A 26,019-nucleotide genomic window follows, 5' to 3' on the forward strand; every position below is an offset into this window, starting at 1 on the left:
GATATTTGATCACGACTATTCTCTCTCGAAAATGTTCGGATCGTTTTTTAATTTTGTATACGCTTTTCTTACCTTCAAATCAGATATTACATCTGATCCTACTGCTGTTCCTTATTTCAAATATCTTTAGTAACACTTTCGTTACCTTTTGCTAAACTCAGAGACTCGAACTCCTTCGTGCGCCGACCGCCGTTTCGTTGGGAGTGCAAAGGTAGATAACCTTTTTAAAACAACCAAATCTTTTTTGAAGTTTTTTTTATTCCCTTCAGCCCGTTTCCAAACCTCCAAAAATACCTCAAAGCCAATCCCAGTCTCACTTCCAATCCTATATTAAGAGCACCCCCCGTTTCCGTAAGGGAGTGCAAAGATAGAACCATTTAAAATCCTAAACAAATCTTTTTACTACTTTATCACAAATACACCTGATCACTTTTTATCATAAATCAATACCAGTACACATTACAGACCACACATATTCTTTAAAATATAAGTAAAATGCAAGAGCGGCACTATATAAATGCCGCTCTTGTACAGAAAATGGTGGTTTTATCAGTCTTACTTTTCTACATAATTAAGATCCAGGCTGAAGCTCTCTCTTATTTTATAGGTACAGAACAGGGACACTACAGCCAGTATGCACATAACTATATAACCTGCATTGATAATACCGAAGTGATTTACAAAGAATTCGAACAGGAATGTAACCGGAATCAGGAAGCCCCGGATAAAATTGGGTGCCGTAGTCGTAACGGTGGCTCTCAGATTGGTGCCAAACTGTTCTGATGCTACGGTAACAAATGTAGCCCAATACCCTACTGATAAGCCAAGGCAGAACGACAATACACCAAACTGTGCTTCTGTAATGCCTTTGCTGCCCAGGTATATAAATACAGTAATCAGTGAAGCGACATGAAATATGGCCAGCACCAGTCTGCGCGAACGGGTCATCTGTGCAATAAAACCTGCGATAACCTCCCCGATAGAAATACCAATATACGCCAGCATGATCCCTTTACCGGCACTCAGCACATCTGGACTGCCCAGCGCTTTGCCGAACTCTGGTGCCTGTGTAATGAGGATTCCGACTACAAACCAAAGTGGCAAACCGATACCGAGACAATATAAGTACCGGAACAGTCGCTCTTTTGAGGTCAGGATCATAGAGAATTTACCCCTTGCTACATGTTCGTCCGTAGCCTGCTGAAACATCGAAGATTCAAAAATGCCGACACGCAGCAGCAAGAGCAGTAAACCCATGCCACCGCCTACAAAATAAGCATTGCGCCAGTTAAAATGCTCTGCTACAAAATAGGCAGCAGCTGCACCCAGCACCCCTACTCCGGCTACGATCATGGTGCCATAACCTCTTTTATTTTTAGGCATACTCTCACTCACTAAAGTAATACCGGCACCCAGCTCTCCTGCCAGACCTATGCCTGCAATAAAACGAATGATGGCATAAGTGTTTACATCATTGACAAAGCCATTGATGATATTGGCCACCGAATACAACAGTATGGAACCGAACAATACTTTAAGCCTGCCGTACTTATCCCCTATAATACCCCAGATAAAACCACCCAGTAGTAGTCCGGCCATCTGTACATTGATCACAAACTCACCCTGCTTCCGCATCAGGTCTTCGTGTACACCAATGTCTTTGAAGCTCTGGATCCGTACTATGGAGAAGATCACCAGGTCATATATATCTACGAAATACCCCAGTGAAGCGACAAGGATGATCAGGGCTACATTTTTGGGTTTCTTAAATTGTTCTTGTGTCATAAATGTTTTTCGTTGGCTTATATTTTTTCGAAAGATACATTGTGTTCTTAAAAATACTGCATTCTCTACACAAAAAATGGGCGAGCAATACAGCTCACCCATAAAACACTAATGCTAGTGCATTATATAAACAACAGACAGATTACTTACATGCGCTTATTCAGCTGATACCAGTTTACTTTCCGGGTAAAGAACATGATGGCGGCAACCACCAGAAAAAGGGCGATACTGCCAAAGATCAGAGACATTTCTTCGAGCTGAATCAGGAAATAAATATAGGCATACAGTGCAGCAAGACCAATGGTGAAGGACAAGGCTACTGCGGGTTTATGGAAAATACTCCAGACATACATACCAATCAGTAAAATGGTGGCCAGGCTGGCTATAATATATGCAGTGTCAAAACCGGTGTATTCTGAGATGGATAACAGCAGTGTATAGAATATACATAATGCAATACCGACAAGTCCGTATTGGAGCGGGTGAATCTGTATGCGCTGCAATACTTCGATCAGGAAAAATACGGCAAAGGTGAGTGCGATAAACAGGATAGCATACTTGACTACCCTATCGGTTTTAATGTAGCTCTCATCTGAATTGGCAAAGCTTACACCGATTGTATTATTGCTCAGATTAGGTATAGATTGCTTCCACTGACGCGGATATGCCCTGGAGGCCTGGCTGAGGCTCCAGTGTGCCCGAAACCCTTTGGCATTAATCTCTGCAGTATCAGGCATACCGGTAAAGGATGGCGAGCTCCAGCTCGAACTCAGGCTTGCGTCGGTAGTGCCGGCCATAAGACTGAAATATAAATGACCGGAGCTTCGTACATTCATCGTGATATTAAAGTCCACCGTTCCTTCCGGGTTCACTTTTACAGGTGCACTCAAGCCTGAAGCACAGAGACCATTCTCCGGCACACCCGGTTGCAGGACCTGCTTTTCGGTGTTCCAGTCCAGCTGTGCTTCTTTGCTCAGGCCTTTGGTATCGCTGAGCCCGATAAGCAGCTTTGCTTCATTCCACAGCATTTTATCGGCACTCAGGCCCAAAGCCGCAAGCTGCAGGGGTTTGAAGGTTCCTTTAAGTTTAAGCTCAGACTTCATCAACTGCACTTTATATAAAGACCGTTTGCGCACCTCCGGCAGTATTTCACTGTTAACGGAGAGTTTATCTGCAATAAAATAAGCATTTGCTTTTTGTGTTATGGTACGGCCATCTTTTTGAACAATCTCATAATAAGGCACCATCAATACCGGCCCCAAAACCATTTGCTCTCCGGCCCATTGATTACTGATCTCCTGTATTACCTGCTCATGCCGCTCTGAGCGCTCTGCTACCAGCATTTTGATATAAGATACCGGCAGCAGCAAAGCCAGTACCAGTATGCTCACAATAACACCTTTCCACAAGGCACTGTTATCATTTTTTTTCGGCAGGGGATATTGTTCCGGCGTATATGTTTGTTGTGTTTCCATGATTTTGTATGATTAAACAGGTAAAATGATTATTTAATTAAGCAGCAGCTTTTGATTGTAATAAGGCTTTCTGCACGGTTTCTGTTGGTTGGGGAATGAGGTCAAACCAGTTAACAGATCCAAGCGATTGATTACTGCGTCCCCGTTTCCATGCTTGTTTAAATTTGGACCAGTACTCCGGCATGGTGAGCACACCGTATATGACGGCGATCAGTACGGGTATGGTACAGCGGCCATTGGCCAGCATAAAGCATTGCAGGCATACTTCGCCATCTTCCGTGGCATCATAGCCCAGCACTACATGTTTGATATCATGCTTTTCATAAAAGGGTAACAGATCCAGCTCATTGGCCTTAAAGAACTGGTGCAGCTGTTGTCCTACAGTACCCTCCGGTAAAGATGCCAGCTGCTCCCTTGTATAAGGAAAACTTGGTTTTCTGCGCACCAGCTTGAAATAAGGCAGCCCGATTTTATGGGCCATAAAGATGAGGATCTGCTCTCTGAGCTGATTAATTTTTGTCATAGTCCTGGTTGAATTGATATGGTGATTGATGGGTAACGTCCGTTGGCTCTGGCTCCGGGCTGAAGTAATGCTTGCGTATACTGGACAGGGAACAGAAGAAGCCTGTCAGTGCCGCTACATTAACGACCAGGAAATAAGGCAGGTCCAGATGACTGAAATCGGCACTGATCAGTAAAAGGAATAAACACAAGGTACCGTTGGAGGCAAAGAGTGTGAGCAGGAAAATAGCCTGCCATTTCTTATTACCCTCTTCCCAGATCATGTGTATGAGTTCGATACCGAAAGCCAGGGCCAGCATACCGGGAAAACCTCCTACAAGAGCGATGATAGCGACTATGGGTATCGCCTCAATACCTTTAAAGATAAAGGCGTAAATAAGACATTCCGTCAAAGCGGCGATGAGCCAGATACGTGCTGCTGTTTTCATTGTATAATGGATTAAATTTTAAATCAAAAAGCACTTTGTATTTCAAAGTAATCAGGGCAAAAAAAATCTACTGCAGATTTTTAATTATTTTTTCCAGGGCATTAATATGTGAACGGAAGGCCTTTTCTCCTTCAGCTGTAATGCTGTACATCGTATTGGTCTTTCTGCCGATAAAACCTTTTTCCACGCGGATAAATTCGTGTTCCTCCAACGTTTTAAGGTGAGAGGCAAGATTACCGTCCGTGGCATCCAGTAAGGCTTTGAGTTCATTAAAGTTCACCTCTTCGTTAACGATTAATGCACTCATGATACCTATACGGATACGGCTGTCGAAAATCTTATTCAGCTGGTCCAGTTCCTTTCTCATAATCTGTTTACCTTACGGTCATATTTAAACCACATTATAGTACCATACACGATATGCATGATACCAAATCCAAGCGCCCAAAGGTACAAACCCATATCCGGAATAAATAATGCGATGCAGCCGATAATAACTTCTGAAAGCCCCAGGTAGCGGATATCGGAAAAGGTATATTTACTGCTATTGATCAGGGTTAGTCCGTAAAACACCAGCGAAGCCGGCACAATGTAAGCGAAATGATGATTCAGTATAAAGAACAGGATAAAGCAGGCTGCTGCCCCCATAGGGATCATCATGCTCACGGCCAGTTTACGCGCGGCACCGGTAAAGGTTGCTTCTCCGGCTTTCTTGTTTTTACGCCAGGTAAAAAACAAAGCACCCAGTAAGGCAACCACAAAGGTCACTACGGCAAGAATCAGCAGTCGTTCAGACCACATGGCAGCAGCTTCCGAAAATTGCCCATTGGGCATGACGTCTACACCGGCATTAGTCACGAATGCACTCTGGTCTGTCAGCCAACCGTAGGCTACCCCACTCGCCACCAGGGCTGTAATACCGGCCCAGATACCGCTCCAGCCACTCAAAGAGAGGAAACGGGAAGACTTGTGCATAATACTGCGGATCTCGGTTAATACTTCCAGCGATTCTTGTTGGCGCTCATTCATAGTAAAGTACTTTGAAATACAAAGTTAGTTTTTAGCATTACAAAACCAAATATTTTTCAAATATTTTTTTCAGAAAAACAGGTTATCTCATCAGGACTAATTCGCCCTTCAGTTCTTTATACTCATGGGTATAGCGATCGGTATATTTGATCGTGTACATATAGACTCCACCTGGTGCAGGGGCATTCTTATAATAGCCATCCCAGCCCAGTTGCTCATGATTACTGTAGAAGACATATTGTCCGTAGCGGTTCACGATTCTCATCTCGTAAAACATGAAGTTGCAGCCCGGTGCTGTAGCAGGATAGAACACATCATTACGTCCGTCTCCGTTAGGTGTAAAGGCATTGGGTACCATAACCGTACAGATACAGTTATTGAGGGTAATGTATACAGAGTCTTTTATATCACCACAGACATTGGTATGTGTTACCACATATTTTCCGGTATAGGCCGGCAATGTTTCCGAACCGTATGCGCCATCGCTCCAGGTAAAGGTTCCGGGTACATTCGCAACCGCTGTAATCGGCGCTACACGGGACATACACATACTGGTATCATTATTAATGATGTCTACCTGGGGTTGCAGTAATGTTACGTTTACTGTATCGGAAAGGCTGCAGATACCATTGCTTGCAGTTACAGTATAGACGCCAGGCTCTTTGACCAGCTTCATACTGTTGTGCTCCCCGTCGTTCCATACATACTCCTCAATACCGGGATTACTGGCATCCAGTATAATGGACTGTCCGGGACATATGGTGGTATCTTCCGGAAGCGATAAATCGAACCGGATAAAATGTACGTGAAAGGAATCTATAAGGGTACGGCAATCATCGGTACTATATACCCAGTAGGTGCCGTCTTCATAGACGGTCTTTTGTTTACCGCTGCCGCCGGTATTCCAATGGTAACTACCGGCATACTGATCATATGCCTGCAGGACCAGGTCATGATCAAGACATACGATAGTGTCCTTCACGGAATTCATAATCGTATCCTTACCCGTACTGATCACTACATCTTCGCCCAGTCCCCAGAAAATATTTACAGAAGGTGACCAGGGCATATCCATGCTGAAAACATTGGCATTATACCCTACTGTATACTGATCCGGAGTATTCATCCGGTCTATATATTGTGTCACAGCATTATTGGCTGTATTTCTTTTAAGGATGTACAGCTTTCTGTCGGGACCGCTGCGCATATCGAGATATTGTGTGGTAATACCCGCCTGTGCTGCGGGTGATACTGCATGTACAGAATTGGCTACCGCATTGGCATCCGGCATAAGGTCCAGGTCATATTGTAAAATACCGGCTGTGGCATGAGACAGGTATAACTTGCTCTGATCGGGACTAAGGGCCAGATAGCCGGGTGTAGGTGCATTGATGGTGCGGAAATCATATACTGCTCCGGTAAGGCTGTTGAAGCGGGCGATAATAAGACCCTGCCCAAGGCTGTATAAGTGCCCGTCTTTGGCCAGCGCCATAGGTAAAGAATTGCCCAGTGCTGCTGCCGGTGCTGCGGATACGGTTGGTGTATTGCTGACCCCGTTTGCATCTATCCTGAAGGCAAGAAAATTACGGAGCAACACATCTCTGGAGCGCACAATGAGCCAATAGCTTCTGCAATCTGCTCCTTTGGCAATCGTCATGTATTCGGAAGCATCATCAGTCAGCAGTTGGTTTTTCATCCCACTCACGACTGCCCCCTTTCCATTATCCAGGGTCATATCTACTACAGAATAATAAATACGAAAGGAATTGTCTTCCAGTGCATCGCCTGAGAAAATAATATACCTGTTGGGATTGGACGGATGTCTTACCACCTGGGTACCGTAAGCGCTGGAACCGAAAGGATAACCGCCTACGATGGGACCATTGCCCTGCAAGCCATAGCTGTTGGCCATAGGCACACCATCTCTGTTCCATATACGGCTGCCCATGGTATAGAACAACAGGTGTCCGGCGGCATCGCTCACCGAAACGGATGACTCGTATGTAAGTATATTGCTCTCCTCCTGTACCGGAGGAGAGACATTGAAATTAATAGATTGTTTCTGGCCAAAATGCCAGCGATTATTTTCCTCCTGAGCACACACCCTCACCGCTGTTATACACAGCAGGATGAACAGACTAAAATAAAGGGTACGCTTCATGGTTTGCTAATGAACTACTACACAATGGGAGGTAATATACAAATTAGTTTTATGTAATGCAATAGTACTAACGTATCAATATTACATCTCCGCTTTCTATTTTTGTTTCATCGGTATAACGATTGGTGTATTTGATAGAATACATATATGCTCCGGCTTCTGCAGGCTGGTCTCTGAAAGTACCGTCCCACCCGCTCGCAGCATTGTTGGTATAATATATCTGCTGTCCGTAACGGTTATATACACGCATATCATAGAACATAAAATTGCAGCCGGGAGCGGTAACCGGAAGGAATACATCATTCCGGCCATCGCCGTTAGGAGTAAATACATTCGGGATCATAATCTTACAGATACAATCATTAATGGTTACCCTAACAGAATCTTTATACAATCCGCAGGCATTGAGGTGGCTGACTACGTATATACCACTGTGATCCGGTATCAGTACGCGGCCGGTATCACCCGTATTCCAGTAATAGCTGCCGGGTACATTAGCTTCGGCAGTTATCGGGCTGATGTTATTATTACACATCGAAAGATCGTCCTGCGGTATATCTACTTTTGGATGCGTGATACTTACGGTTATGGTGTCGGAAAGGCTGCACAGACCGCTGGAAGCCCTTACACTATACCGACCGGCCTGAGAGATGGTCTTAACGCCGTTTGCATCACCATCATTCCACAAATAGGCTTCAATAGCAGGATTGGTTACATCCAGCTGCAGGGTATTGTTTTCGCACATGGCGGTATCATCCGGCAGATCGAGAGAGAAGCGGGTAAAATGTACTTTAAAAGAGTCTATATAGGTCTGACAGTTATTGGTACTGTATACCCAATACAGCCCGTCTGCGCTAACCGATGCTGTGCTGCCATTCGCTCCGTTACTCCATTGATAATAGGCTGCATCAGCCTCCGGCGATTGCAGGTTTAAGGAAGAAGCAAAACACACTACTGTATCTTTTGTGGTGCGGGCTATCGTATCGACCTCCGGATTGACGATGAAATCGTCTCCGAAACGCCAGAAGGTATTGAGCCCCAGCGGAGGGCTCCAGGATGATACATAGTCAAATGCTGCAATATTATATCCAGCCGCCGTACCACTTAAATTAGGCTGTGGGATACAATCAATAGTTACATTATAATAAGAACTGCCAAACTCTTGTCGCAGCAGGTATATCTTGCCATCAGGCCCCCTGCGCATATCCTGAAAGGAGGTCATATAATTGGGATTCGGCGTGGGAGATACGATCTGTGCCGAGTTTTGTACGGCGGTAAGGTTAGGCATCAGCGTAAGGTCATACTGCTTCACACCGGCTGTGCCCTCTGCAGTATAGAGTTTAGTATTATCTGCACTGAGTGCGATAGGACCGAAACTGTAGGCCGGAAAAGACTGAAAACCCGATACAACACCCGTTACATTATTGAACTGTGCAAAAACTATACCACCGGTACCCATGCTATACATGGATGTACCATCGTTGCCGAAAATAAGCGGCAGAAATGCACCTATCATAAAAGCAGGCGGAGTGGTGATAACCGGTGTCGTATTGACACCATTGACGTCTATTTTAAATGCATAGTAATCTCTGACCCAGATAGCATTAGTACGAACGATAAGCCAATAACTTTTACAATCTGCCCCCTTGGTTACGGCCATGTATTCCGATCCATTGGTCATGATAGGAATGTTCTTCATTCCCGGCACAACATCACCATTACCACCATCCAGGGTCATATCTACAACAGAATAGTATACATTATAAGTATTATCCTCCTGGGCATCGCCCGAAAAAACGAAGTAGCGATTGGGATTACCGGGATGCTTGATTACCTGTGCGCCATATGCGCTGGAACCCGCTGGCTGTCCGCCGATAATCGGTCCGTTGCCCAGTAAGCCATTGCTATTGGGCATCTCTACCCCATTACGGTTCCAGATGCGGCTGCCTATAGTATAAAACTGCAATTGCCCCTGTGCATTACTGACGGCTACCGCCGCTTCGTACGACATTATATTACTCTCCTGCTGTAACGGCGGATTGACATTGAAATTGATAGACTGCTTCTTTCCGAAATGCCAGTTATTATTCTCGCCCTGGGCATATAAAAGCGGGTGACTGCAGCTGAGCAGGCACAGCAGCAGTAAGGAGTAAAGTTTATTCATGTCGATAGAGGGTTTGCAAAACAATAGGGAGTATGCTCTTAAAAGACATGTTTTCAATCATTTACGTTGGAGCTTAAAACTCATTTACCACAAAAGGGTCTGCATATATGCAGACCCTTTTGTGGTAAATGTAAATTTGTGCTTATCGTTATTTGCTTTTATCGTTTGGCTTTGCCGGCTCTTTGGGCAAGCGCCCCTGATCTTTAAGTGCTTTGTGCAGCAGGTATTCGATCTGCCCGTTGACACTGCGAAAATCATCTGCAGCCCATTTTTCCAATGCCTTATACATATCGGCATCCACTCTCAGCATAAAGTTCTTTTTATCCGGCATAGCATTCATTTTTTATTGATACAATGTTCCGGTGTTCAGTACCGGAGCCGCAGCTTTTTCACCACACAGTACAACCATCAGGTTGCTCACCATGGCCGCTTTCTTTTCATTGTCCAGCTCTACGATATCTTTTTCAGATAATTTTTGCAGCGCCATTTCTACCATACCCACAGCACCTTCTACGATTTTGGCACGTGCCGCTACGATAGCAGTAGCCTGCTGGCGTTGCAGCATGGCACCGGCAATCTCTGAAGCATAGGCCAGGTGACTGATACGGGCTTCTTTAATCACAATTCCGGCAGGAGCCAGGCGATCGGTCAGTTCCTGTTCCAGGATACGATTTACGGTATCACCACCCTCTCTCAGGGTAATGTCCGCACCTTCATCTTCCAGGTTATCGTAAGGGAAACTTCCGGCCAGGTGACGTACCGCAGCTTCACTTTGCGTACGCACATAAGAGGCATAATTGGTTACATCATAAGTAGCCTTATAAGTATCGCCAACCTGCCATACAATTACGGCACCAATCTCGATTGGGTTACCCATCTTATCGTTCACTTTCAGCGTTTGCCCCTGGAGGTTATCAGATCTCAGGCTCACCCTTACGGTGGAGAACAGTGGGTTTACAAAAAACAATCCGTTCTCTTTAACCGTACCTACATACTTACCGAAGAAGTTAAGTACACGGGAGTGGTTCGGGTTGATGATCATCAGACCCTTAAGCAGAAAGAAAAAAGCAATTACCAGTACGATGCCCAGGATTATGAACAAAGGGTTATTGGTCCCGTCGGCCCCTTCAACATTTACGAAGCAGATGACAGACAAGACGGCGCAGGCCAGGGCAGCAACAAGTGCGAGATAGCCCGAAAGAGGTTTAATAAGTTTTTCCATAATTAATTCAGTTTAATATCAATTTGATATCAAAGATAATTAACAAATTTAAAAATATAAGTTAAAGTTCTTTTAAGAATTATTTTTTCCTAGATTTGTGAAATCACAATCTAAATGTCATAACTATATGAAAATGAAAAACTTACCAACTATTAAGAGAACCCTTCTCGCCGGTTTCATTACCCTGGCCACACTACCGCTGAGCCAGACAGAATCTTATGCACAGGCTATTCCCTGCCTGAACACTGCAGTGAATAACTCGCACTACAACTACTCTATTGACAACAACCATTTCTATGACATCGGGCAAGATGGCACGGTATCTGTAGGTAGCATCAGCTTTGATAACTACTATCAGTATACTGTTTCGATCAATATCTTATACCAGACCGGCTCCAACACCGGTAGCCCGCAGGTAAACAGCTATTCGATCCAACTGCCATTCCGTTCTAAAATTGTAGGTATTACCGAATTCGGTGGCTACAAACTGGTTACAATGGTATCTCACAAGAACAATACTGAAGTACCCCTGTACCTGATCCTGAAATGTACTGAGTTTTATCAGCCACCAACCATTGAGAAGTGTTTCACACTGGACAACAACAATCCTCCGTACGGTATGTATCCACAGCATACAGTTACTGACGGACAGAACATCTATACAACAGGTTATTTTGTAGACAATAATGCCAATCCGTTGACACCTTTGCCACAGGATGATAAATCTGCTTTTGTATTGAAGTTTGACTATTATGGTGGTAACCTGATCTGTCGTCTGCACAATACTGCCAAAGTTCCAACCGGAGGATACAACTTAAGCGATATCCCGGATTATGATAATGGTATGCGCCTGCAACTGAAAGGCGATGCGCTGCTGGTAACCGCTACGGCCAATGGTAAATCCAGTGCTGATGTAGGTGGTTATGTTGATGCGATCAACTCTTCGTACGCCCGTAACCTGGTATTGAAGAAAAATACTCTGGATATTGCTGAAGATCATTCATTCGGATATAACTATTCCGGTACTTTGAGCCCGACTCAGTTTAACGGTCTGGTGAATGTGGATCTGGCTCCGTATAAAGATTATGCATACATCAACGTACTGACAGCATATCGTGACGGAGAACTGGCCATGCCTGCACTGGCTGCTGTGGATTACAACTCTCTGAAACTTATGGCATCTTCTAACAATGCCCTGGAGATCAAAACCGGCCCATATGTATATAATACAAAGACACAGCCGATGAACATCCACAATATCGGAAACCTGTCCAATACTTACTCCGTAACAGGTATCAGAAGTATGACGGATGATAAGGACTATGTTCCTTTCACCTTCGCCCTGGACGTTGATATTATGAATGGTGAATTGTACCCTGCCGGCGGTTTAAATTTCAACTACACTCCTAATGCCAGTGGTTGTGAGCCATTCTTCAACTTCAACGAAAACAGGCTGAACCCGAGTATTCCGCTCTGGACCAACCCTTACTCTTCTGTTTTACCAACTAACGGTGGCGATCTGTTACAGATGGATCTGCTGAAGTTCCAGGGCAATAATAAAGATGCCCGCTTCATCTACCAGAAATATACCGGTACACACTATTGTCACAATCCTTTGTCGGCAGATGCCAATAACGAAAGCTATGAGCAGCAATATATCCCGGTACAGGAGCAGGATATCTATCTGGACGCAACCAGCTATCCGGCAGTAGTCAATAACTACCCGGTACAGATCACTTCTTGTAATGTGAATCCGAGTATTTACTCCAAAATGCTGCAACTTGATGCTGCATTCAGCATTAAGGATGTATATCCTAATCCGAGCAGCACCGGAGACTTTACGCTTAACCTGAGCGACAACAGCGATCAGTTCCACATCCGTATCACCAATGTCATCGGTCAGGTGGTTATGGAAAAAGACCTGACAGGCTTTACGCACCAGTTACGTATCCCATCTACCGGACTGTACCTGATCGAGGTAACAAACGCCGCCGGAGCGAAACAACATACTAGAATCAGTATCAAATAGTTATACTATTTTCAGAAAAAAGCCCCCGATTTGGGGGCTTTTTATTTACTTTAGTGATTACGAAAATTTTGGATAAGATAAATTCTTATAACTTTGCAATCCTATTAAAGCATAACATGGCTAAAAACTTATTGATCGTGGAGTCGCCTGCAAAGGCGAAAACTATAGAAAAGATACTAGGAAAAGACTTTGAAGTAAAATCGAGTTTCGGACATATCAGAGACCTGGAGAAAGAAGGGATGGGTATTGATATTGAAAACGGGTTTCGACCAAAATATACTGTATCAGAAGATAAAGCGAGAGTGGTAAAGGAGCTTAAATCCCTGGCTAAGAAAGCCCAGGAGGTATGGCTCGCAACGGATGAGGACCGCGAAGGAGAAGCCATTTCATGGCACCTTTGCGAAGAACTCGGACTGAACCCACTGACCACTAAAAGAATTGTATTCCACGAGATTACCAAACCAGCCATTCAGAAAGCTGTACAGAATCCCAGAACCGTGAATATGGACCTCGTTAATGCACAACAGGCCCGTCGTGTACTGGACCGTATTGTGGGTTTTGAGATATCACCGGTACTCTGGCGTAAGCTTAGCGGAAAGAGCCTTTCTGCAGGCCGTGTACAATCGGTTGCGGTAAAGCTGATTGTAGAAAGAGAGCGTGAGATCAACCAATTCAGAACAGAAAGCAGTTACAAAATAGATGCTTTATTTGAAGCACAGGATATTAATAAAAGACTGGTTACCTTTAAAGCAGAAGGTGCCCGCATCAGCCGCCAGGAGGATGCACGTAATTTCCTGCAGAACTGTATCGGGGCTTCATTCGCAGTACAGAATGTAGAAGTAAAACCTGGCCGCAAGACACCCTCTGCACCATTTACCACTTCTACCCTGCAACAGGAAGCAAGCCGTAAACTGGGCTACTCGGTAAGCCGTACAATGAGGCTGGCACAGACACTATATGAAAACGGGTATATCACTTATATGCGTACGGATAGTGTGAACCTAAGTGAAACCGCTTTGGCCAATGCTGCACAGGCCATCGAAAGACAATTCGGCAAATCTTATCATAAAAGAAGACAATACCAGAACAAAAATGCATCCGCACAGGAAGCGCATGAGGCCATCCGTCCAACGGATATGATGATTTCGCAGATCAGCGACCAGGATGGACAACGTCTTTATGACCTGATCTGGAAGCGTACCATTGCCTGCCAGATGGAAGATGCTATTACTGAAAAAACAGTAGCGACTATCGATATTTCTACTTTACCGCAGGAAAAATTAACTGCAACCGGTGAGGTGATCAAGTTTGACGGATTCCTGAAAGTATATCTTGAAGGTAAGGATGATGAGGATGATGAAACACAGGAAGGCTTATTGCCGCCACTGAACAGGGGCCAGGTATTGCCGCTTGTAGAAATGAAGGCCACAGAGCGTTACAGCCGTCCGGCACCGCGATATACAGAGGCCAGCCTGGTTAAAAAACTGGAAGAGCTGGGTATCGGTCGCCCTTCTACTTATGCACCGACGATCAGTACGGTACAGCAGAGAAACTATGTCGAGAAGACCAGCAAAGATGGTGTCCGTCGTAATTTCAATGTCCTGACATTAGCTAAAGATGCCATTAAAGAACAGGTGTCCAGCGAGCTGACGGGTGCAGAAAAAAACAAATTATTCCCTACAGATCTGGGTATGGTCGTTACAGATTTCCTGAACGAGCATTTTCCGGACATTATGAACTATAGCTTTACGGCAAATATCGAAAGTGAATTTGACCAGATCGCTGCAGGTAAGAAGCAATGGAACCAGATGATCGGCAGCTTCTACCAGCCATTCCACGATAAGGTAGCTGATACTATGGAGCATGCCGGCAGAGCGGTTGGTGAGCGCGTACTGGGTACTGATCCGGAAAGCGGAAAGGTAATCATTGCCCGCCTGGGCCGTTTCGGTCCTATGGTACAGATCGGCGCCAGCGATGATGAGGAGAAGCCCCGATTTGCACCGTTGAAACGTACACAAAGCATCGAAACAATCAATATTGAAGACGCACTGGACCTGTTCAAACTACCATTCACCCTGGGCAACTATATGGATCAGGAGATAATGGTCGGTGTTGGTCGCTTCGGCCCTTATGTAAAATGGGGCGAGAGCTTTATCTCCATTCCTAAAGGAGAAGATCCGCTGATGGTAGATATGGATCGTGCGGTTGCGATCATTAAAGAAAAACAACAGGCAGATGCCCCTATCGGCATTTATAAAGGCATGCCGGTAACCAAGGGTACCGGTCGCTTTGGTCCGTTTATCAAATACCAGGACCTGTATATTAATGTGCCGAAAGCGTATAATTTTGAGGCTTTATCGCAAAAAGATATCGAAGAACTGATCTCTAAAAAGCTGGAAAAAGAAGCGAACCGCTTTATACAGCACTGGCCGGAAGAGAAAATTGCTATTGAAAACGGCAGATGGGGTCCATTCATCCGTTTCGGTAAAGAAATGCTGAAACTGGGCCGCAAGGCAGACGGAGAAAAATATGCTGCCGAAGACCTGCAGGATGTATCGCTGGAAGAGGTGAAGAAAATGATTGTGGCGATAAACCCACAGGCATTCGAAAAGAAAACCAAGAAAGCGGCTACAAAGAAAACAGCAACTGCCACTAAAAAGACAGCAACCAAGAAGACCGCTACTAAAAAAGCAGCTACTGGTAAAACCACAGCTCCGAAGAAAACGGCTCCTAAAAAATAATTCAATTGCTCCTTTACGGAGCAATTGTTCTGTTCACGAATACAACGAATCAGCACATGTCCATTATAAAAGTAGAAAACCTGGTGAAACAATACGGAGCCTTTACTGCGGTAAAAGGGATCAGTTTTGAAGTACAGCAGGGTACTATTTTCGGATTGCTGGGACCTAATGGTGCCGGCAAGACCACCACACTGGAGATTATCGAGACCTTAAGACCCAAAACCTCTGGTAAGGTATGGGTAGACGGTATGGACCTCGATACGCATCCGCAACAGATCAAGCAGATCATAGGCGTACAATTGCAGGCATCCGGCTTTTATCCCAACCTGAACCTTAAAGAACTGATAGAACTGTTTGCCGGCCTGTACAATGAAACAGTAGATCCGATGGAACTGCTGCGCAGTGTAAACCTGGAAGACAAGGCCCGCAATAAATTCAAGCAATTATCCGGCGGACAAAAGCAGCGTTTTTCCATTGCCACTACCCTGATCAATAAACCAAAAGTCATTTTCCTGGATGAGCCGACAACCGGCCTTGATCCGCAGGCAAGACGCAATCTCTGGGACCTGATCCGCCAACTGAAGCAGAACGGCACTACGATTGTGATCACTACCCATTATATGGATGAAGCAGAAGAGCTGTGTGACCGTGTCGCCATTGTTGATTCCGGTACCATTATTCGCGAAGATACTCCGGACCACCTGATAGACCAGTTGCTGGATTCCGGATTCCAGAGAACGAAGAAAACAAAAGAAGCAAACCTTGAAGATGTATTCCTCAACCTGACCGGCAAAGAGCTGCGCGAAGGCTGACACATACCTGAATAGCATATTATACATGAATATATTACTGGAACAGACATTTACCAGAACACAGCTGCCCGATATAGCCCTGGAAGTATTACGATTGGGCAAGGAGTACCCTGTATGGGCACTGAGCGGGCAGTTAGGTGCCGGCAAGACCACATTCACCCATGCGCTTTGTGATATACTGGGGGTAACCGATGCCGTAAGCAGCCCTACATTCTCTATTATCAATCAGTATGATTATACAGATGAGGGAGGTACAGCGCGTACGATGTACCATAGTGACTGGTACCGGCTGAATGATGAAGAAGAGGCTATAAATGCCGGTGTAGAAGACATGATCAGTCATGCAGATGGCTTATGTATTATCGAATGGTGGGAGAAAGCACCAGACCTGCTTCCGGCCCAGACCTTCTATATAAGCCTGGAAGTTTTAGACGAACAAACTCGGACAATAAAATGTTCGATAAAATGAAGAAAAAATTTGGATTTGTAAAAATCGAATCCTATCTTTGCAGTCCTTTCAGGAAAGGAATAGCGCCTTAAAACGCTTGAAAAATTTGAAACGGTATACGGGCATGGTGCAATGGTAGCATACGGGTCTCCAAAACCTTTGATCTGGGTTCGAATCCTAGTGCCCGTGCAAACACAAAAGCCCTCTGGGCTTTTTTAATTTATACATACTATGGCTAAATTTGGTTCATATATTCAGGAAGCTTACGACGAGCTGGTCCACAAAGTAAGCTGGCCATCTTGGAGTGATTTACAATCAACTACTGTTGTTGTATTGGTAGCATTGTTGGTAACGACACTGCTTATCTTCGGCTTAGACTCTGCATGTCAGGCCCTGATGAAGTTCGTATACAGTTTTGCATAATCGAAAACGTCAAGAATGAGCGATAGCGTACAAACCCAACCTGCACAAGATACCAAGTGGTATGTATTGCGCGTGGTAAGCGGTAAAGAAAGAAAAGTAAAAGAGCATCTGGATAAAGAAATCCGCATCAGCGGATGGAGCAATGCCATTATACAGGTATTATGTCCTGTTGAAAAGGTTTTTAAAGTAACCAATGGTAAAAAAGCCCTGAGAGAGAAAATCTTATTCCCGGGTTATCTGATGATCGAAGCAGTTGAAGGTAAATTCAACGATACTATGTTACAGACTATCGTTGCGGTTACTGGTGTGATCCATTTCTTAGGAAAAGAGAACCCTACCCCGCTGCGTAAATCTGAAGTGAACAAAATGTTTGGTAACCTGGATGAGGTTATGGAACAAGGCGTTCAGATGGCAGAACCATTCATCATGGGTGAAACCATTAAAGTTATCGACGGACCATTCAACGAGTTTAACGGTACAATTGAAGAAATCAGCGATGAGAAACGCAAGCTGAAAGTAAGCGTAAAGATCTTCGGCCGTGCCCAGATCGTAGAGCTGAACTTTACACAAGTAGAAAAAATAGTTTAATCTATTATATACGATATACAAAGAGCGCGCTATCCATGGATAGCGCGCTCTTTGTATATCGTATCATTTCAGTTATTATAGCTACAGATCGTTATATCGAATGGAGTGTAACGGAGTGCCATTTTACTGTTATACTATTACTGTGTTCGGTTAAAAGCGCTGTCCAACAGCTGGTACAGCTCGGGATGCATTTCCTGCAGGCGCTCCGGCCGTTGGAAGAAATACTCCGACACTACTGCAAAAAACTCTGCCTCATTCGTTGCTCCATAAGGATTAATGTCTGTGATCTCCCGCTCCCGTATTTCGCGTATGTACTCATGCATCAGGTGAATCCAGGGCTTTACATTTTCATGCTGCAGAATTTCTTCCGGGATCCCATCTGTAGCCCCATCCGATTTATCAAGCAGGTGTACAAACTCATGTATCGCCGTATTGCCCGTACTGTTTATTACAAAACCGGCCCTCAGGCTGGGAAGAGACAGAATCATGGTACGGTGCATCGCACCATCACCTACCATACCCAATACATTACGATCATCGCCATCGAGGCTATAATCCGCCGCAAAACGGTCGGGGTAGATCAATACCTCGTTCAGGTTATTATACATCCAGTTTTTGAACCGGAACAGGGGTATAATGCCTGCCGCAGCCACGAGCACCTTATCTGTTTTAGTGATCTTAAGATTACGTACCGGGGTGATGCGCACCAGTTGCAGAAAGTGATGTATCCGCTCCCGGAAGCTTTCCTGCTCGGCAGCATCCAGTTTCTGATAAAACAATACCTCCTCAAGCAGTATCCGGTGCAGCTCCTGCTCGTCCGGGATCTGCTGCGCTTTCTGCTTCTGACTTTTACGGTACACGATATTCAACCCCGTAAAGGTAGCTATAGCAATGGCCAGTACAATAATCTGATATTTTTCCATCATTTATCTATTAGGTAATGATCTGTGCCCCTTGTTTACGCACATACATGGTCTTGATCATAATAGTCTGTCCTTCGACCTTACCTTCGATATAGCCCGTATCATTAGGGTCCAGTTTAATATTCTTCACCACAGTACCCAGGCTGGCATTTACCGTAGAGCCCTTAACATCCAGCGATTTGATCAGCACCACACTATCACCATGTTCCAGCTGGTGGCCGTTGCAGTCGCGGTGCAGGTCTACACTGCCATCATTTTCATGATCGCCGGTAGCCTTAGCCCACTCCATATTATCCTCATCCAGGTACATCATATCCAGCAGGTCCGCAGCCCAGCTCTCCTGACGAAAGCGGTTCAGCATTCTCCAGGCCACTACCTGTACCGCCGGTGCTTCATTCCACATTGCCGTAGGCAAACATTGCTGCCAGTGAGCAAGCTCCAGTTCTGCTTTTTTCTCTACCTGGTTATGACAGGTTTCGCAAATATAGATCTCCCGGTCGGCACTGTTCAGCGCCGTCGGCGGCACCTCATAAACCATTAAATGATCCTTCGACTCACATAATTCACATTGATTCTGACTTCTTTCCTGTAGTTGTTGTACGTTCATTTCGTTCTATTGGTTTAAAATTTACATATCATTTTTGATCTTCTTATAGCTGGTCACAATACCCTTGATCAGCGAGGAGCTAAAGCCCTGGTGCTCCATTTCATTAAGCCCTGCTATGGTACAGCCTTTAGGCGTAGTCACCTTATCTATCTCTTGTTCGGGATGTGTATGTCGCTGCAACAGCAATTCTGCCGCACCTTTTACCGTCTGTGCCGCGATCAGTGCTGCCGTGCGGGCATCGAAGCCAATCTCTATACCGCCCTGAATATTGGCACGGATATAGCGCATTGCATAGGCTGTACCGCAAGCCCCCAGTACCGTAGCAGCATCCATCAGCTGATCTTCGATCATAATGGCAATGCCCAGCTGGTTAAAGAGGTGGGTCACAAAATCGGTCTGCTCTGTACTGGCATTGGCTGCCGACAGACAGGTTATACTTTCTTTGATGGCGATGGCCGTATTGGGCATAGCACGAAATACGGTGTATGCAGGATCTGTAAGACTTTGCAGGTCTTGCAGGCTGATGCCGGTCATGACGCTGATAATGGCATGTTGCTTAGGATCCAGCTGCGGTCGCAGGCTGTTCAGGATATCCTGTATCTGAAATGGTTTTACGGCAAACAACACCCATTGTGCATCTGCAACAGCAGTTGCGTTATCACTGGTAACAGTTATGCCGCGCTCCTGCAGGTGCGCAAGGGCAGCTGTATTTCTGCGGGTGATGGTGATCTGTTCCGGCTGCATAAAGCCGCTGGCGATAAGCCCTTCAGCTATAGCCTGACCCAGGTTGCCCCCTCCGATGATTGCAATACGATTCATGATGTGCAAAGAAACAAAAATTAAATAGCAATTTAAATTATATAGCCTGTCTGGGAATGCTTTCTCGCATTTTAGCCTAATTTTGCCAGACAAAAACAGATATATCTTGCCGCAAAAAAATGCTCCCGATCCACAACATGACGCTGACAATATGCGTCTGGCCAAAAGAATGGCTCATCTGGGCTTCTGCTCGCGCAGAGAGGCCGATGAATATATATTGAAAGGCTGGGTAAAGGTAAATGGGGTGATGACCAAGGAAAAGGGCATGCGTGTGCAGGAAAGTGATGTAATCACACTGAACGACCAGGGACAGCAGCAGCAATCTAACCGGGTTACCATTATACTGAACAAACCAGTGGGTTACGTAAGCGCGCAGCCCGAAAAAGGATACAAAGCCGCGGCCGAGCTCATCACGCCACAAAACCACTGGGCTGAAGATAAGAGCGGTATACGATACCACGAAAAGCAGGCTTATGGTCTGGCGCCTGCGGGCAGGCTAGATATAGACTCTGTAGGACTGCTGGTACTGACGCAGGATGGCCGCATAGCCAAGCAACTGATCGGTGAAAACAGCGGTGTAGAAAAGGAATACCTGGTACGTGTGGTAGGTAAGATTATACCTAAAGGACTGGAGCTGCTCAACCATGGGCTGAGCCTGGACGACGAGAAGCTGAGACCGGCCAAGGTGACCTGGCAGAACGAGGATCAGCTGCGCTTTATACTGAAACAGGGTAAGAAAAGACAGATACGCCGTATGTGTGAACTGGTGGGCCTTAAGGTGGTACACCTCAAGCGCATACGCATGGGTAACGTACGCCTGGGCACTTTACCGCCGGGCAAGTGGCGATACCTGGGTAAGGATGAAAAATTTTGACTTAAATAAAAAGGCTGCGTTTGCAGCCTTTTTATTTAAGTCAAAAGTAAAATATGATGTTTACAGTACCCTGAGGTACTCGAAGCATACTTTGGATACAACATTGTCATTTCGATATAACCGTAGAACAAGTGAAGCTCATGATGAAGTTTGTGCGCACTGAAGCAGTGTCGGGCAATCTACTTGTACTGCAACAAGAGGAGATGTCTCCATTCCGCTACGCTTCAGTCGACAGGACGAGATGGATGTGTACCCTGAGGTGCTCGAAGTGTACTGTGGATACAACATTGTCATTTCGAGGGCCTCAACAAACGGGTAATGACTCCATTCAGCGCTAGCGCACGCGCCCTCGCGTGTGCCCGCATGCGCTACATCTAGTCTTTATACTTTATAAAAAGAAAGGGCTGCACATGCAGCCCTTTCCACCTCTATAACATCCGGGTAACCGGTTCTAACTGTTCTAATTCATCGTCGGTAAACAACCGGTAGTGTACCTTAAAGGTTTTGCCCAGCGGGGTCTCGAGAGAGAAGCCTCCGGGACCAAAGCCCTCCAGTATATCGAGCGTAAAGTGAGAATACTGCCAGTATTCAAACAGGTCGCGATCTACCCAGAATTCTGCCCCATCGACATGGCCTATGAGTACATCATTCATACGCGGATAGAAGCCTCCCTTTTCGAAGCACTGGGGTTGTGTACCCTCGCAGCAGCCCCCGGCCTGGTAGAACATCAGCTCGCCGTACTGCTGCTCCAGCTGCCGTACCACCTCCATCGCCTTTTCCGTTACTGCTAGTCTTTGTACCATATCTGTTCATTTATATTATAGCATGCCACTAATCGTTGTAAACACCCACCTACAGCTGTTGTGGTGCATACAGGATAGGTGTTACATAAAGCATAATCAACCGTATAACCAATGGCTTAAAAGAAGCCGAGTTTGTTTTTGTTGTAAGAGATCAGCATGTTTTTGGCCTGGCGGTAGTGTGCCAGCATCATTTTATGATTCTCTCTGCCGATACCGGATTGCTTATATCCGCCAAACGGTGCACCTGCTGGATATGCATGGTACTGATTAACCCAGATGCGTCCGGCCTGGATCGCTCTTGGTACGCGGTACAGTTCATGCGCATCGCGCGTCCACACACCGGCACCTAAGCCGTACATAGTATCGTTGGCAATCTCAATAGCTTCTTCCTGCGTTTTGAAGGTGGTTACAGCCAGTACCGGTCCGAAGATCTCTTCCTGGAAGATGCGCATTTTATTATGTCCCTTAAACAGGGTTGGTTGAATGTAGTAGCCATTCTCCAGATCGCCACCCAGGTGATTTATATCACCGCCGGTCAGCACTTCTGCCCCTTCTTCCTTACCCAGTTTAATGTAAGAAGCAATTTTGTCTTTTTGTATCTGAGAGGCTTGTGCACCCATCATTACGGTTGGGTCCAGCGGGTTACCCACTTTAATCGCTTTTACGCGTTCGATCACTCTGGCAATAAAGGCTTCATAAATATCTTCCTGTATGAGCAGGCGCGAAGGGCAGGTACAGATCTCGCCCTGGTTCAGGGCAAACAGTACAGCTCCTTCAATGGCTTTGTCGAGGAATTCATCATCATGATCCATCACAGAGCTGAAGAAGATATTAGGAGATTTACCCCCCAGCTCCAGGGTAACAGGAATAATGTTTTCTGTAGCATACTGCATGACCAGTCGGCCGGTAGCGGTAGAGCCCGTAAAGGCCGCTTTGGACACCTTAGGATTGGTAACCAGTGCCCGGCCCAGCTCTCCGCCAAAGCCATTCACTACATTGACTACACCTGCAGGCAGCAGATCGCCGATCAGCTCCATCAGTACCATAATAGATACCGGCGTGCTCTCAGCTGGCTTCAGCACCACACAGTTACCCGCGGCCAGTGCCGGGGCCAGCTTCCATACGGCCATCAGGATAGGAAAGTTCCATGGAATGATCTGTGCCACTACACCCAGCGGCTCGTGTACGATCAGGGATACGGTATGCTCATCTAATTCGGTATGCGAACCTTCCTCTGCACGGATGACACCGGCAAAATAACGGAAGTGGTCTATAGCCAGTGGTATATCGGCTGCCAGCGTTTCTCTCACGGCCTTACCGTTGTCTATGGTCTCTACTGCGGCCAGTTGCTGCAGGTTGGCCTCCATACGGTCCGCAATTTTGTTGAGGATGATGCTGCGCTCGGTAGCGGAGGTCTTACCCCAGGTCTTAAAAGCCTCATGCGCTGCATTTACAGCCAGTTCCAGGTCTTCTTTAGAAGAGTGTGCCACTTTGGTAAATACATTGCCGTCTATCGGCGATATTACATCGAAATATTTTCCGTTGGCCGGCGGGGTCCACTGACCATTGATATAGTTGTCATATTGTTCCCAGAAGCTCGGACGATTAATAACTGTTGACATAATTTGTTGTTTTAATATTTGTCTAAGTTATCCATGTCCTTACGGAAAGGATAGCAAAATCGTATTTTAGGATAGTAAAATCGTCTAAGCACATGCTTCTGTTAAATTTTATTTCTATTATTACGTCTGGCTCAAATAATGCTTAAATTTGAGTATCACCCTATTCCCAATCTATTCATAATCAAACATATGGCACAACAACGTATTATACCGGATATTCCTGGCCTGCAATTACCGCAACAATTGAGCAGCCTGGTAGAGCACCGTACCACGTTTAATATGAATAGTTGTGAGTTCTCTATCTATGAGACGCACCAGTCTGCACGGGATGTAAAGCTGCACTTTCAGCACATGGCTTATACGGCTATGCTGCGGGGCAGAAAGGTGATGAAGCTGGAGGACAAAACGGATTACTTTGAATACCTGCCGGGAGAGAGTGTACTGGTGGCACCGGGAGAGACCATGTTGATTGACTTCCCCGATTCTGATGAGCAACCATCTCAATGTATATCGCTCAGTATCAGTCCCGAGTTTGTGGAGCATACCTTACAATACCTCAATCATCAGTATGGCAAGGTAGATGAGGAAAGCAGCTGGAATATAAGGGAGGAGGATTATTACCTGTTTAACAGCACTGCCCTGGCCTCTGCCACAAATAATATCATGCGCATTGCAATGGAAGATAATATGCAGAAGGATATTATGGCTGATCTAGCACTGAAGGAATTACTGATACGCCTGATGCAGACACAGGCACGTAAACTGGTTGAGAATAACCAGCAGCGCAAAAAAACGCCGGGCCGCCTGGCATTTGTGATAGAATACATCAAGAGTAACCTGCACCTGAAGTTGTCGATCGAAAATATTGCAAAGCTGGCTTATATCAGCAAATCCAATTTCTTCAAACTGTTCCGCCAGGAGCTGGGTATGTCTCCCAATGAATACATTCTCCAGGAGCGCATCAGCAAGGCAAAAAACCTGCTGCGCTTTAATACCAGTATTAAGGAAGTGGCCTACCAGACGGGGTTTTCAGATACCAATTACTTTATCAAATCCTTTAAGCAGGCAGAGGGCATGACGCCCAAAAGCTATCAGAATGCATTACTGATCGCGGGTTGATTCTTTAATTCAAAAATAAAAAGGTAAAGGTCAAATTGTACATAAGTACCTATGCTCAGAAAACGAATGCACATGTATTCTTTGGGCGCACATTTATAATTTATGCTACCTTTTGCCTTGATGAAAACAAAGGCATTTTGGACCCTTTTGTTGCCGGACAAAAGGACGAATAAGATATAAATAGAATGTACGACATGCGAATAGCTATATAATAATAAAGGCTACCGGATCGGTAGCCTTTATTATTATATAAACAGATGCTGTATTATTTCAACAGGTTTCTGCTGATTACGATTTTCTGCACTTCGCTCGTTCCTTCATAGATCTGAGTGATCTTCGCATCACGCATCAGGCGTTCAACGTGGAATTCTTTTACATAACCGTAACCACCGTGGATCTGAACCGCTTCGTTAGTTACTGTTTGTGCGATCTGAGAAGCAAACAGTTTAGCTGTAGCAGAAGCTACATCATAGTTCTCATGCTGATCTTTTAACCATGCTGCTTTCAGACATAACAGACGAGCTGCTTCTACGTCAGTAGCCATATCTGCCAGTTTGAAGGCGATAGCCTGGTGGTGCATGATCTCTTTACCAAATGCTTTACGCTCTTTAGAATATTTAGTAGCCAGTTCTAATGCACCGCTTGCAATACCTAATGCCTGAGAAGCGATACCGATACGGCCACCACTCAGTACTTTCATTGCAAAAGAGAATCCGAATCCGTCTTCACCGATACGGTTTGCTTTTGGTACTTTTACATCCTGGAACATGATAGTGTGTGTATCACTACCACGAATACCCATTTTATTTTCTTTAGCACCTACAGTAACACCGTCCCAAGCTTTTTCTACGATGAAAGCATTGATACCTTTGTGCCCTTTATCTGCATGTGTTTGTGCGATAACCAGGTAGTAAGAAGCTGAATTACCATTAGTGATCCAGTTTTTAACACCATTCAACAGGTAGTAATCACCCATATCTTCAGCAGTAGTGCGCTGAGAAGTGGCATCAGAACCCGCTTCCGGCTCGCTTAATAAGAAAGCACCGATTGCCTGACCACTAGCCAGAGGTACTAAGTATTGTTGTTTTTGTTCTTCTGATCCGAATTTTTCCAGACCCCAGCATACCAATGAGTTGTTTACGCTCATACATACAGAAGCTGAAGCATCTACTTTAGAAATTTCTTCCATTGCCAATACATAAGAAACGGTATCCATACCAGCTCCGCCGTATTTAGGATCTACCATCATTCCCATAAAGCCCAGCTCTCCTAATTTCTTAATTTGCTCTGCAGGAAATTTTTGCTGATCATCACGCTCAACTACACCCGGTAATAATTCTGTTTGAGCGAAATCACGAGCTGCCTTTTGGATCATCAGCTGCTCTTCTGTAAACTGGAAATTCATAAAGTAATTTTGTTTAAAAA

Annotated in this window: 24 protein-coding genes and 1 tRNA gene; 9 read left to right on the forward strand and 16 right to left on the reverse strand. The window is 45.3% G+C overall.

The annotated features are described in order from the left end of the window. Positions 1 to 555: 555 nt before the first annotated feature. The 10 genes from FTD44_RS00005 to FTD44_RS00050 form a co-directional block, all read right to left on the reverse strand. Positions 556 to 1,785 (reverse strand): MFS transporter, encoded by a 1,230-nt coding sequence (locus tag FTD44_RS00005; protein WP_222164588.1) that lies wholly within the window; start codon positions 1,783 to 1,785, stop codon positions 556 to 558. A 146-nt stretch (positions 1,786 to 1,931) separates the two neighbouring features. Continuing rightward, entirely contained in the window at positions 1,932 to 3,260 is a 1,329-nt protein-coding gene (creD, locus tag FTD44_RS00010) for a cell envelope integrity protein CreD (protein WP_222164589.1), read from the reverse strand. A 37-nt stretch (positions 3,261 to 3,297) separates the two neighbouring features. Further along, complete coding sequence (locus FTD44_RS00015; RefSeq protein WP_222164590.1) at positions 3,298 to 3,783, reverse strand: Coq4 family protein; 486 nt, start codon at positions 3,781 to 3,783, stop codon at positions 3,298 to 3,300. Beyond that, entirely contained in the window at positions 3,770 to 4,210 is a 441-nt protein-coding gene (locus FTD44_RS00020; protein ID WP_222164591.1) for a hypothetical protein, read from the reverse strand. Before FTD44_RS00020 ends, FTD44_RS00015 begins: the two co-directional genes overlap by 14 nt. 67 nt (positions 4,211 to 4,277) lie before the next feature. After that, positions 4,278 to 4,577 (reverse strand): winged helix-turn-helix domain-containing protein, encoded by a 300-nt coding sequence (locus FTD44_RS00025; protein ID WP_222164592.1) that lies wholly within the window; start codon positions 4,575 to 4,577, stop codon positions 4,278 to 4,280. Continuing rightward, positions 4,574 to 5,239 (reverse strand): hypothetical protein, encoded by a 666-nt coding sequence (locus FTD44_RS00030; RefSeq protein WP_222164593.1) that lies wholly within the window; start codon positions 5,237 to 5,239, stop codon positions 4,574 to 4,576. Before FTD44_RS00030 ends, FTD44_RS00025 begins: the two co-directional genes overlap by 4 nt. An 82-nt stretch (positions 5,240 to 5,321) precedes the next feature. After that, complete coding sequence (locus FTD44_RS00035; protein WP_222164594.1) at positions 5,322 to 7,400, reverse strand: T9SS type B sorting domain-containing protein; 2,079 nt, start codon at positions 7,398 to 7,400, stop codon at positions 5,322 to 5,324. Between the two features lie 67 nt (positions 7,401 to 7,467). Further along, the gene (locus FTD44_RS00040) at positions 7,468 to 9,564 is read right to left on the reverse strand and encodes a T9SS type B sorting domain-containing protein (protein ID WP_222164595.1); all 2,097 of its coding nucleotides are present in this window, start codon (positions 9,562 to 9,564) and stop codon (positions 7,468 to 7,470) included. 148 nt (positions 9,565 to 9,712) lie between these two features. Continuing rightward, a complete protein-coding gene (locus tag FTD44_RS00045; RefSeq protein ID WP_129021271.1) occupies positions 9,713 to 9,895 on the reverse strand; it encodes an Arc family DNA binding domain-containing protein in 183 nt (60 codons plus the stop codon). 12 nt (positions 9,896 to 9,907) lie between these two features. Continuing rightward, the gene (locus tag FTD44_RS00050) at positions 9,908 to 10,786 is read right to left on the reverse strand and encodes an SPFH domain-containing protein (RefSeq protein ID WP_222164596.1); all 879 of its coding nucleotides are present in this window, start codon (positions 10,784 to 10,786) and stop codon (positions 9,908 to 9,910) included. A 133-nt stretch (positions 10,787 to 10,919) separates the two neighbouring features. On the opposite strand from FTD44_RS00050, the gene FTD44_RS00055 reads away from it, so the two are divergent. The 7 genes from FTD44_RS00055 (at position 10,920) to nusG (ending at position 17,827) form a co-directional block, all read left to right on the forward strand. Further along, entirely contained in the window at positions 10,920 to 12,815 is a 1,896-nt protein-coding gene (locus FTD44_RS00055; protein ID WP_222164597.1) for a T9SS type A sorting domain-containing protein, read from the forward strand. Positions 12,816 to 12,931: 116 nt separating this feature from the next. Then, complete coding sequence (gene topA, locus FTD44_RS00060; protein ID WP_222164598.1) at positions 12,932 to 15,556, forward strand: type I DNA topoisomerase; 2,625 nt, start codon at positions 12,932 to 12,934, stop codon at positions 15,554 to 15,556. Positions 15,557 to 15,612: 56 nt separating this feature from the next. Continuing rightward, a complete protein-coding gene (locus FTD44_RS00065) occupies positions 15,613 to 16,368 on the forward strand; it encodes an ABC transporter ATP-binding protein (RefSeq protein WP_222164599.1) in 756 nt (251 codons plus the stop codon). A gap of 25 nt (positions 16,369 to 16,393) precedes the next feature. Then, the gene (tsaE, locus tag FTD44_RS00070; protein ID WP_222164600.1) at positions 16,394 to 16,837 is read left to right on the forward strand and encodes a tRNA (adenosine(37)-N6)-threonylcarbamoyltransferase complex ATPase subunit type 1 TsaE; all 444 of its coding nucleotides are present in this window, start codon (positions 16,394 to 16,396) and stop codon (positions 16,835 to 16,837) included. Positions 16,838 to 16,934: 97 nt separating this feature from the next. Then, positions 16,935 to 17,005 (forward strand) — tRNA-Trp (locus tag FTD44_RS00075). Between the two features lie 42 nt (positions 17,006 to 17,047). Next, positions 17,048 to 17,239: a preprotein translocase subunit SecE gene (gene secE, locus FTD44_RS00080; protein WP_129021265.1), complete on the forward strand. Its 192-nt coding sequence runs from the start codon at positions 17,048 to 17,050 to the stop codon at positions 17,237 to 17,239. 15 nt (positions 17,240 to 17,254) lie between these two features. Next, positions 17,255 to 17,827, forward strand: a complete 573-nt coding sequence (gene nusG / locus FTD44_RS00085) for a transcription termination/antitermination protein NusG (RefSeq protein ID WP_129021264.1) — start codon at positions 17,255 to 17,257, stop codon at positions 17,825 to 17,827. A gap of 137 nt (positions 17,828 to 17,964) precedes the next feature. Here nusG and FTD44_RS00090 read toward each other — a convergent pair whose 3' ends face one another. Genes FTD44_RS00090 through proC form a run of 3 tightly spaced genes read right to left on the reverse strand, consistent with a single transcriptional unit; the run spans position 17,965 to position 20,176 of the window. Continuing rightward, the gene (locus tag FTD44_RS00090; protein ID WP_222164601.1) at positions 17,965 to 18,753 is read right to left on the reverse strand and encodes a M90 family metallopeptidase; all 789 of its coding nucleotides are present in this window, start codon (positions 18,751 to 18,753) and stop codon (positions 17,965 to 17,967) included. 7 nt (positions 18,754 to 18,760) lie between these two features. Continuing rightward, complete coding sequence (locus FTD44_RS00095; protein WP_222164602.1) at positions 18,761 to 19,357, reverse strand: PhnA domain-containing protein; 597 nt, start codon at positions 19,355 to 19,357, stop codon at positions 18,761 to 18,763. A gap of 21 nt (positions 19,358 to 19,378) precedes the next feature. Further along, the gene (proC, locus tag FTD44_RS00100; protein WP_222164603.1) at positions 19,379 to 20,176 is read right to left on the reverse strand and encodes a pyrroline-5-carboxylate reductase; all 798 of its coding nucleotides are present in this window, start codon (positions 20,174 to 20,176) and stop codon (positions 19,379 to 19,381) included. 106 nt (positions 20,177 to 20,282) lie between these two features. Here proC and FTD44_RS00105 point away from each other — a divergent pair, with 106 nt between their 5' ends. Further along, a complete protein-coding gene (locus FTD44_RS00105) occupies positions 20,283 to 21,050 on the forward strand; it encodes a pseudouridine synthase (protein ID WP_222164604.1) in 768 nt (255 codons plus the stop codon). 428 nt (positions 21,051 to 21,478) lie between these two features. Here the strand turns inward: FTD44_RS00105 and FTD44_RS00110 are convergent, their stop codons facing one another. Then, on the reverse strand, positions 21,479 to 21,853 hold the full coding sequence (locus FTD44_RS00110; RefSeq protein WP_222164605.1) for a DUF779 domain-containing protein: 375 nt from the start codon (positions 21,851 to 21,853) through the stop codon (positions 21,479 to 21,481). A 116-nt stretch (positions 21,854 to 21,969) separates the two neighbouring features. Further along, positions 21,970 to 23,475 carry an aldehyde dehydrogenase family protein gene (locus FTD44_RS00115; protein ID WP_222164606.1) on the reverse strand — a complete coding sequence of 502 codons (1,506 nt, stop codon included), beginning with the start codon at positions 23,473 to 23,475 and terminating at the stop codon, positions 21,970 to 21,972. 189 nt (positions 23,476 to 23,664) lie between these two features. Between FTD44_RS00115 and FTD44_RS00120 the strand changes: the two genes are divergently transcribed. Next, the gene (locus FTD44_RS00120; protein ID WP_222164607.1) at positions 23,665 to 24,594 is read left to right on the forward strand and encodes a helix-turn-helix transcriptional regulator; all 930 of its coding nucleotides are present in this window, start codon (positions 23,665 to 23,667) and stop codon (positions 24,592 to 24,594) included. A 265-nt stretch (positions 24,595 to 24,859) separates the two neighbouring features. On the opposite strand, the gene FTD44_RS00125 is transcribed toward FTD44_RS00120, so the two are convergent. Then, positions 24,860 to 25,999, reverse strand: coding sequence for an acyl-CoA dehydrogenase (locus FTD44_RS00125; protein WP_129021258.1), 1,140 nt, complete (start codon positions 25,997 to 25,999; stop codon positions 24,860 to 24,862). Positions 26,000 to 26,019: the final 20 nt, after the last annotated feature.

It is taken from the genome of Edaphocola aurantiacus (assembly GCF_019797745.1).
Taxonomy (GTDB): domain Bacteria; phylum Bacteroidota; class Bacteroidia; order Chitinophagales; family Chitinophagaceae; genus Edaphocola; species Edaphocola aurantiacus.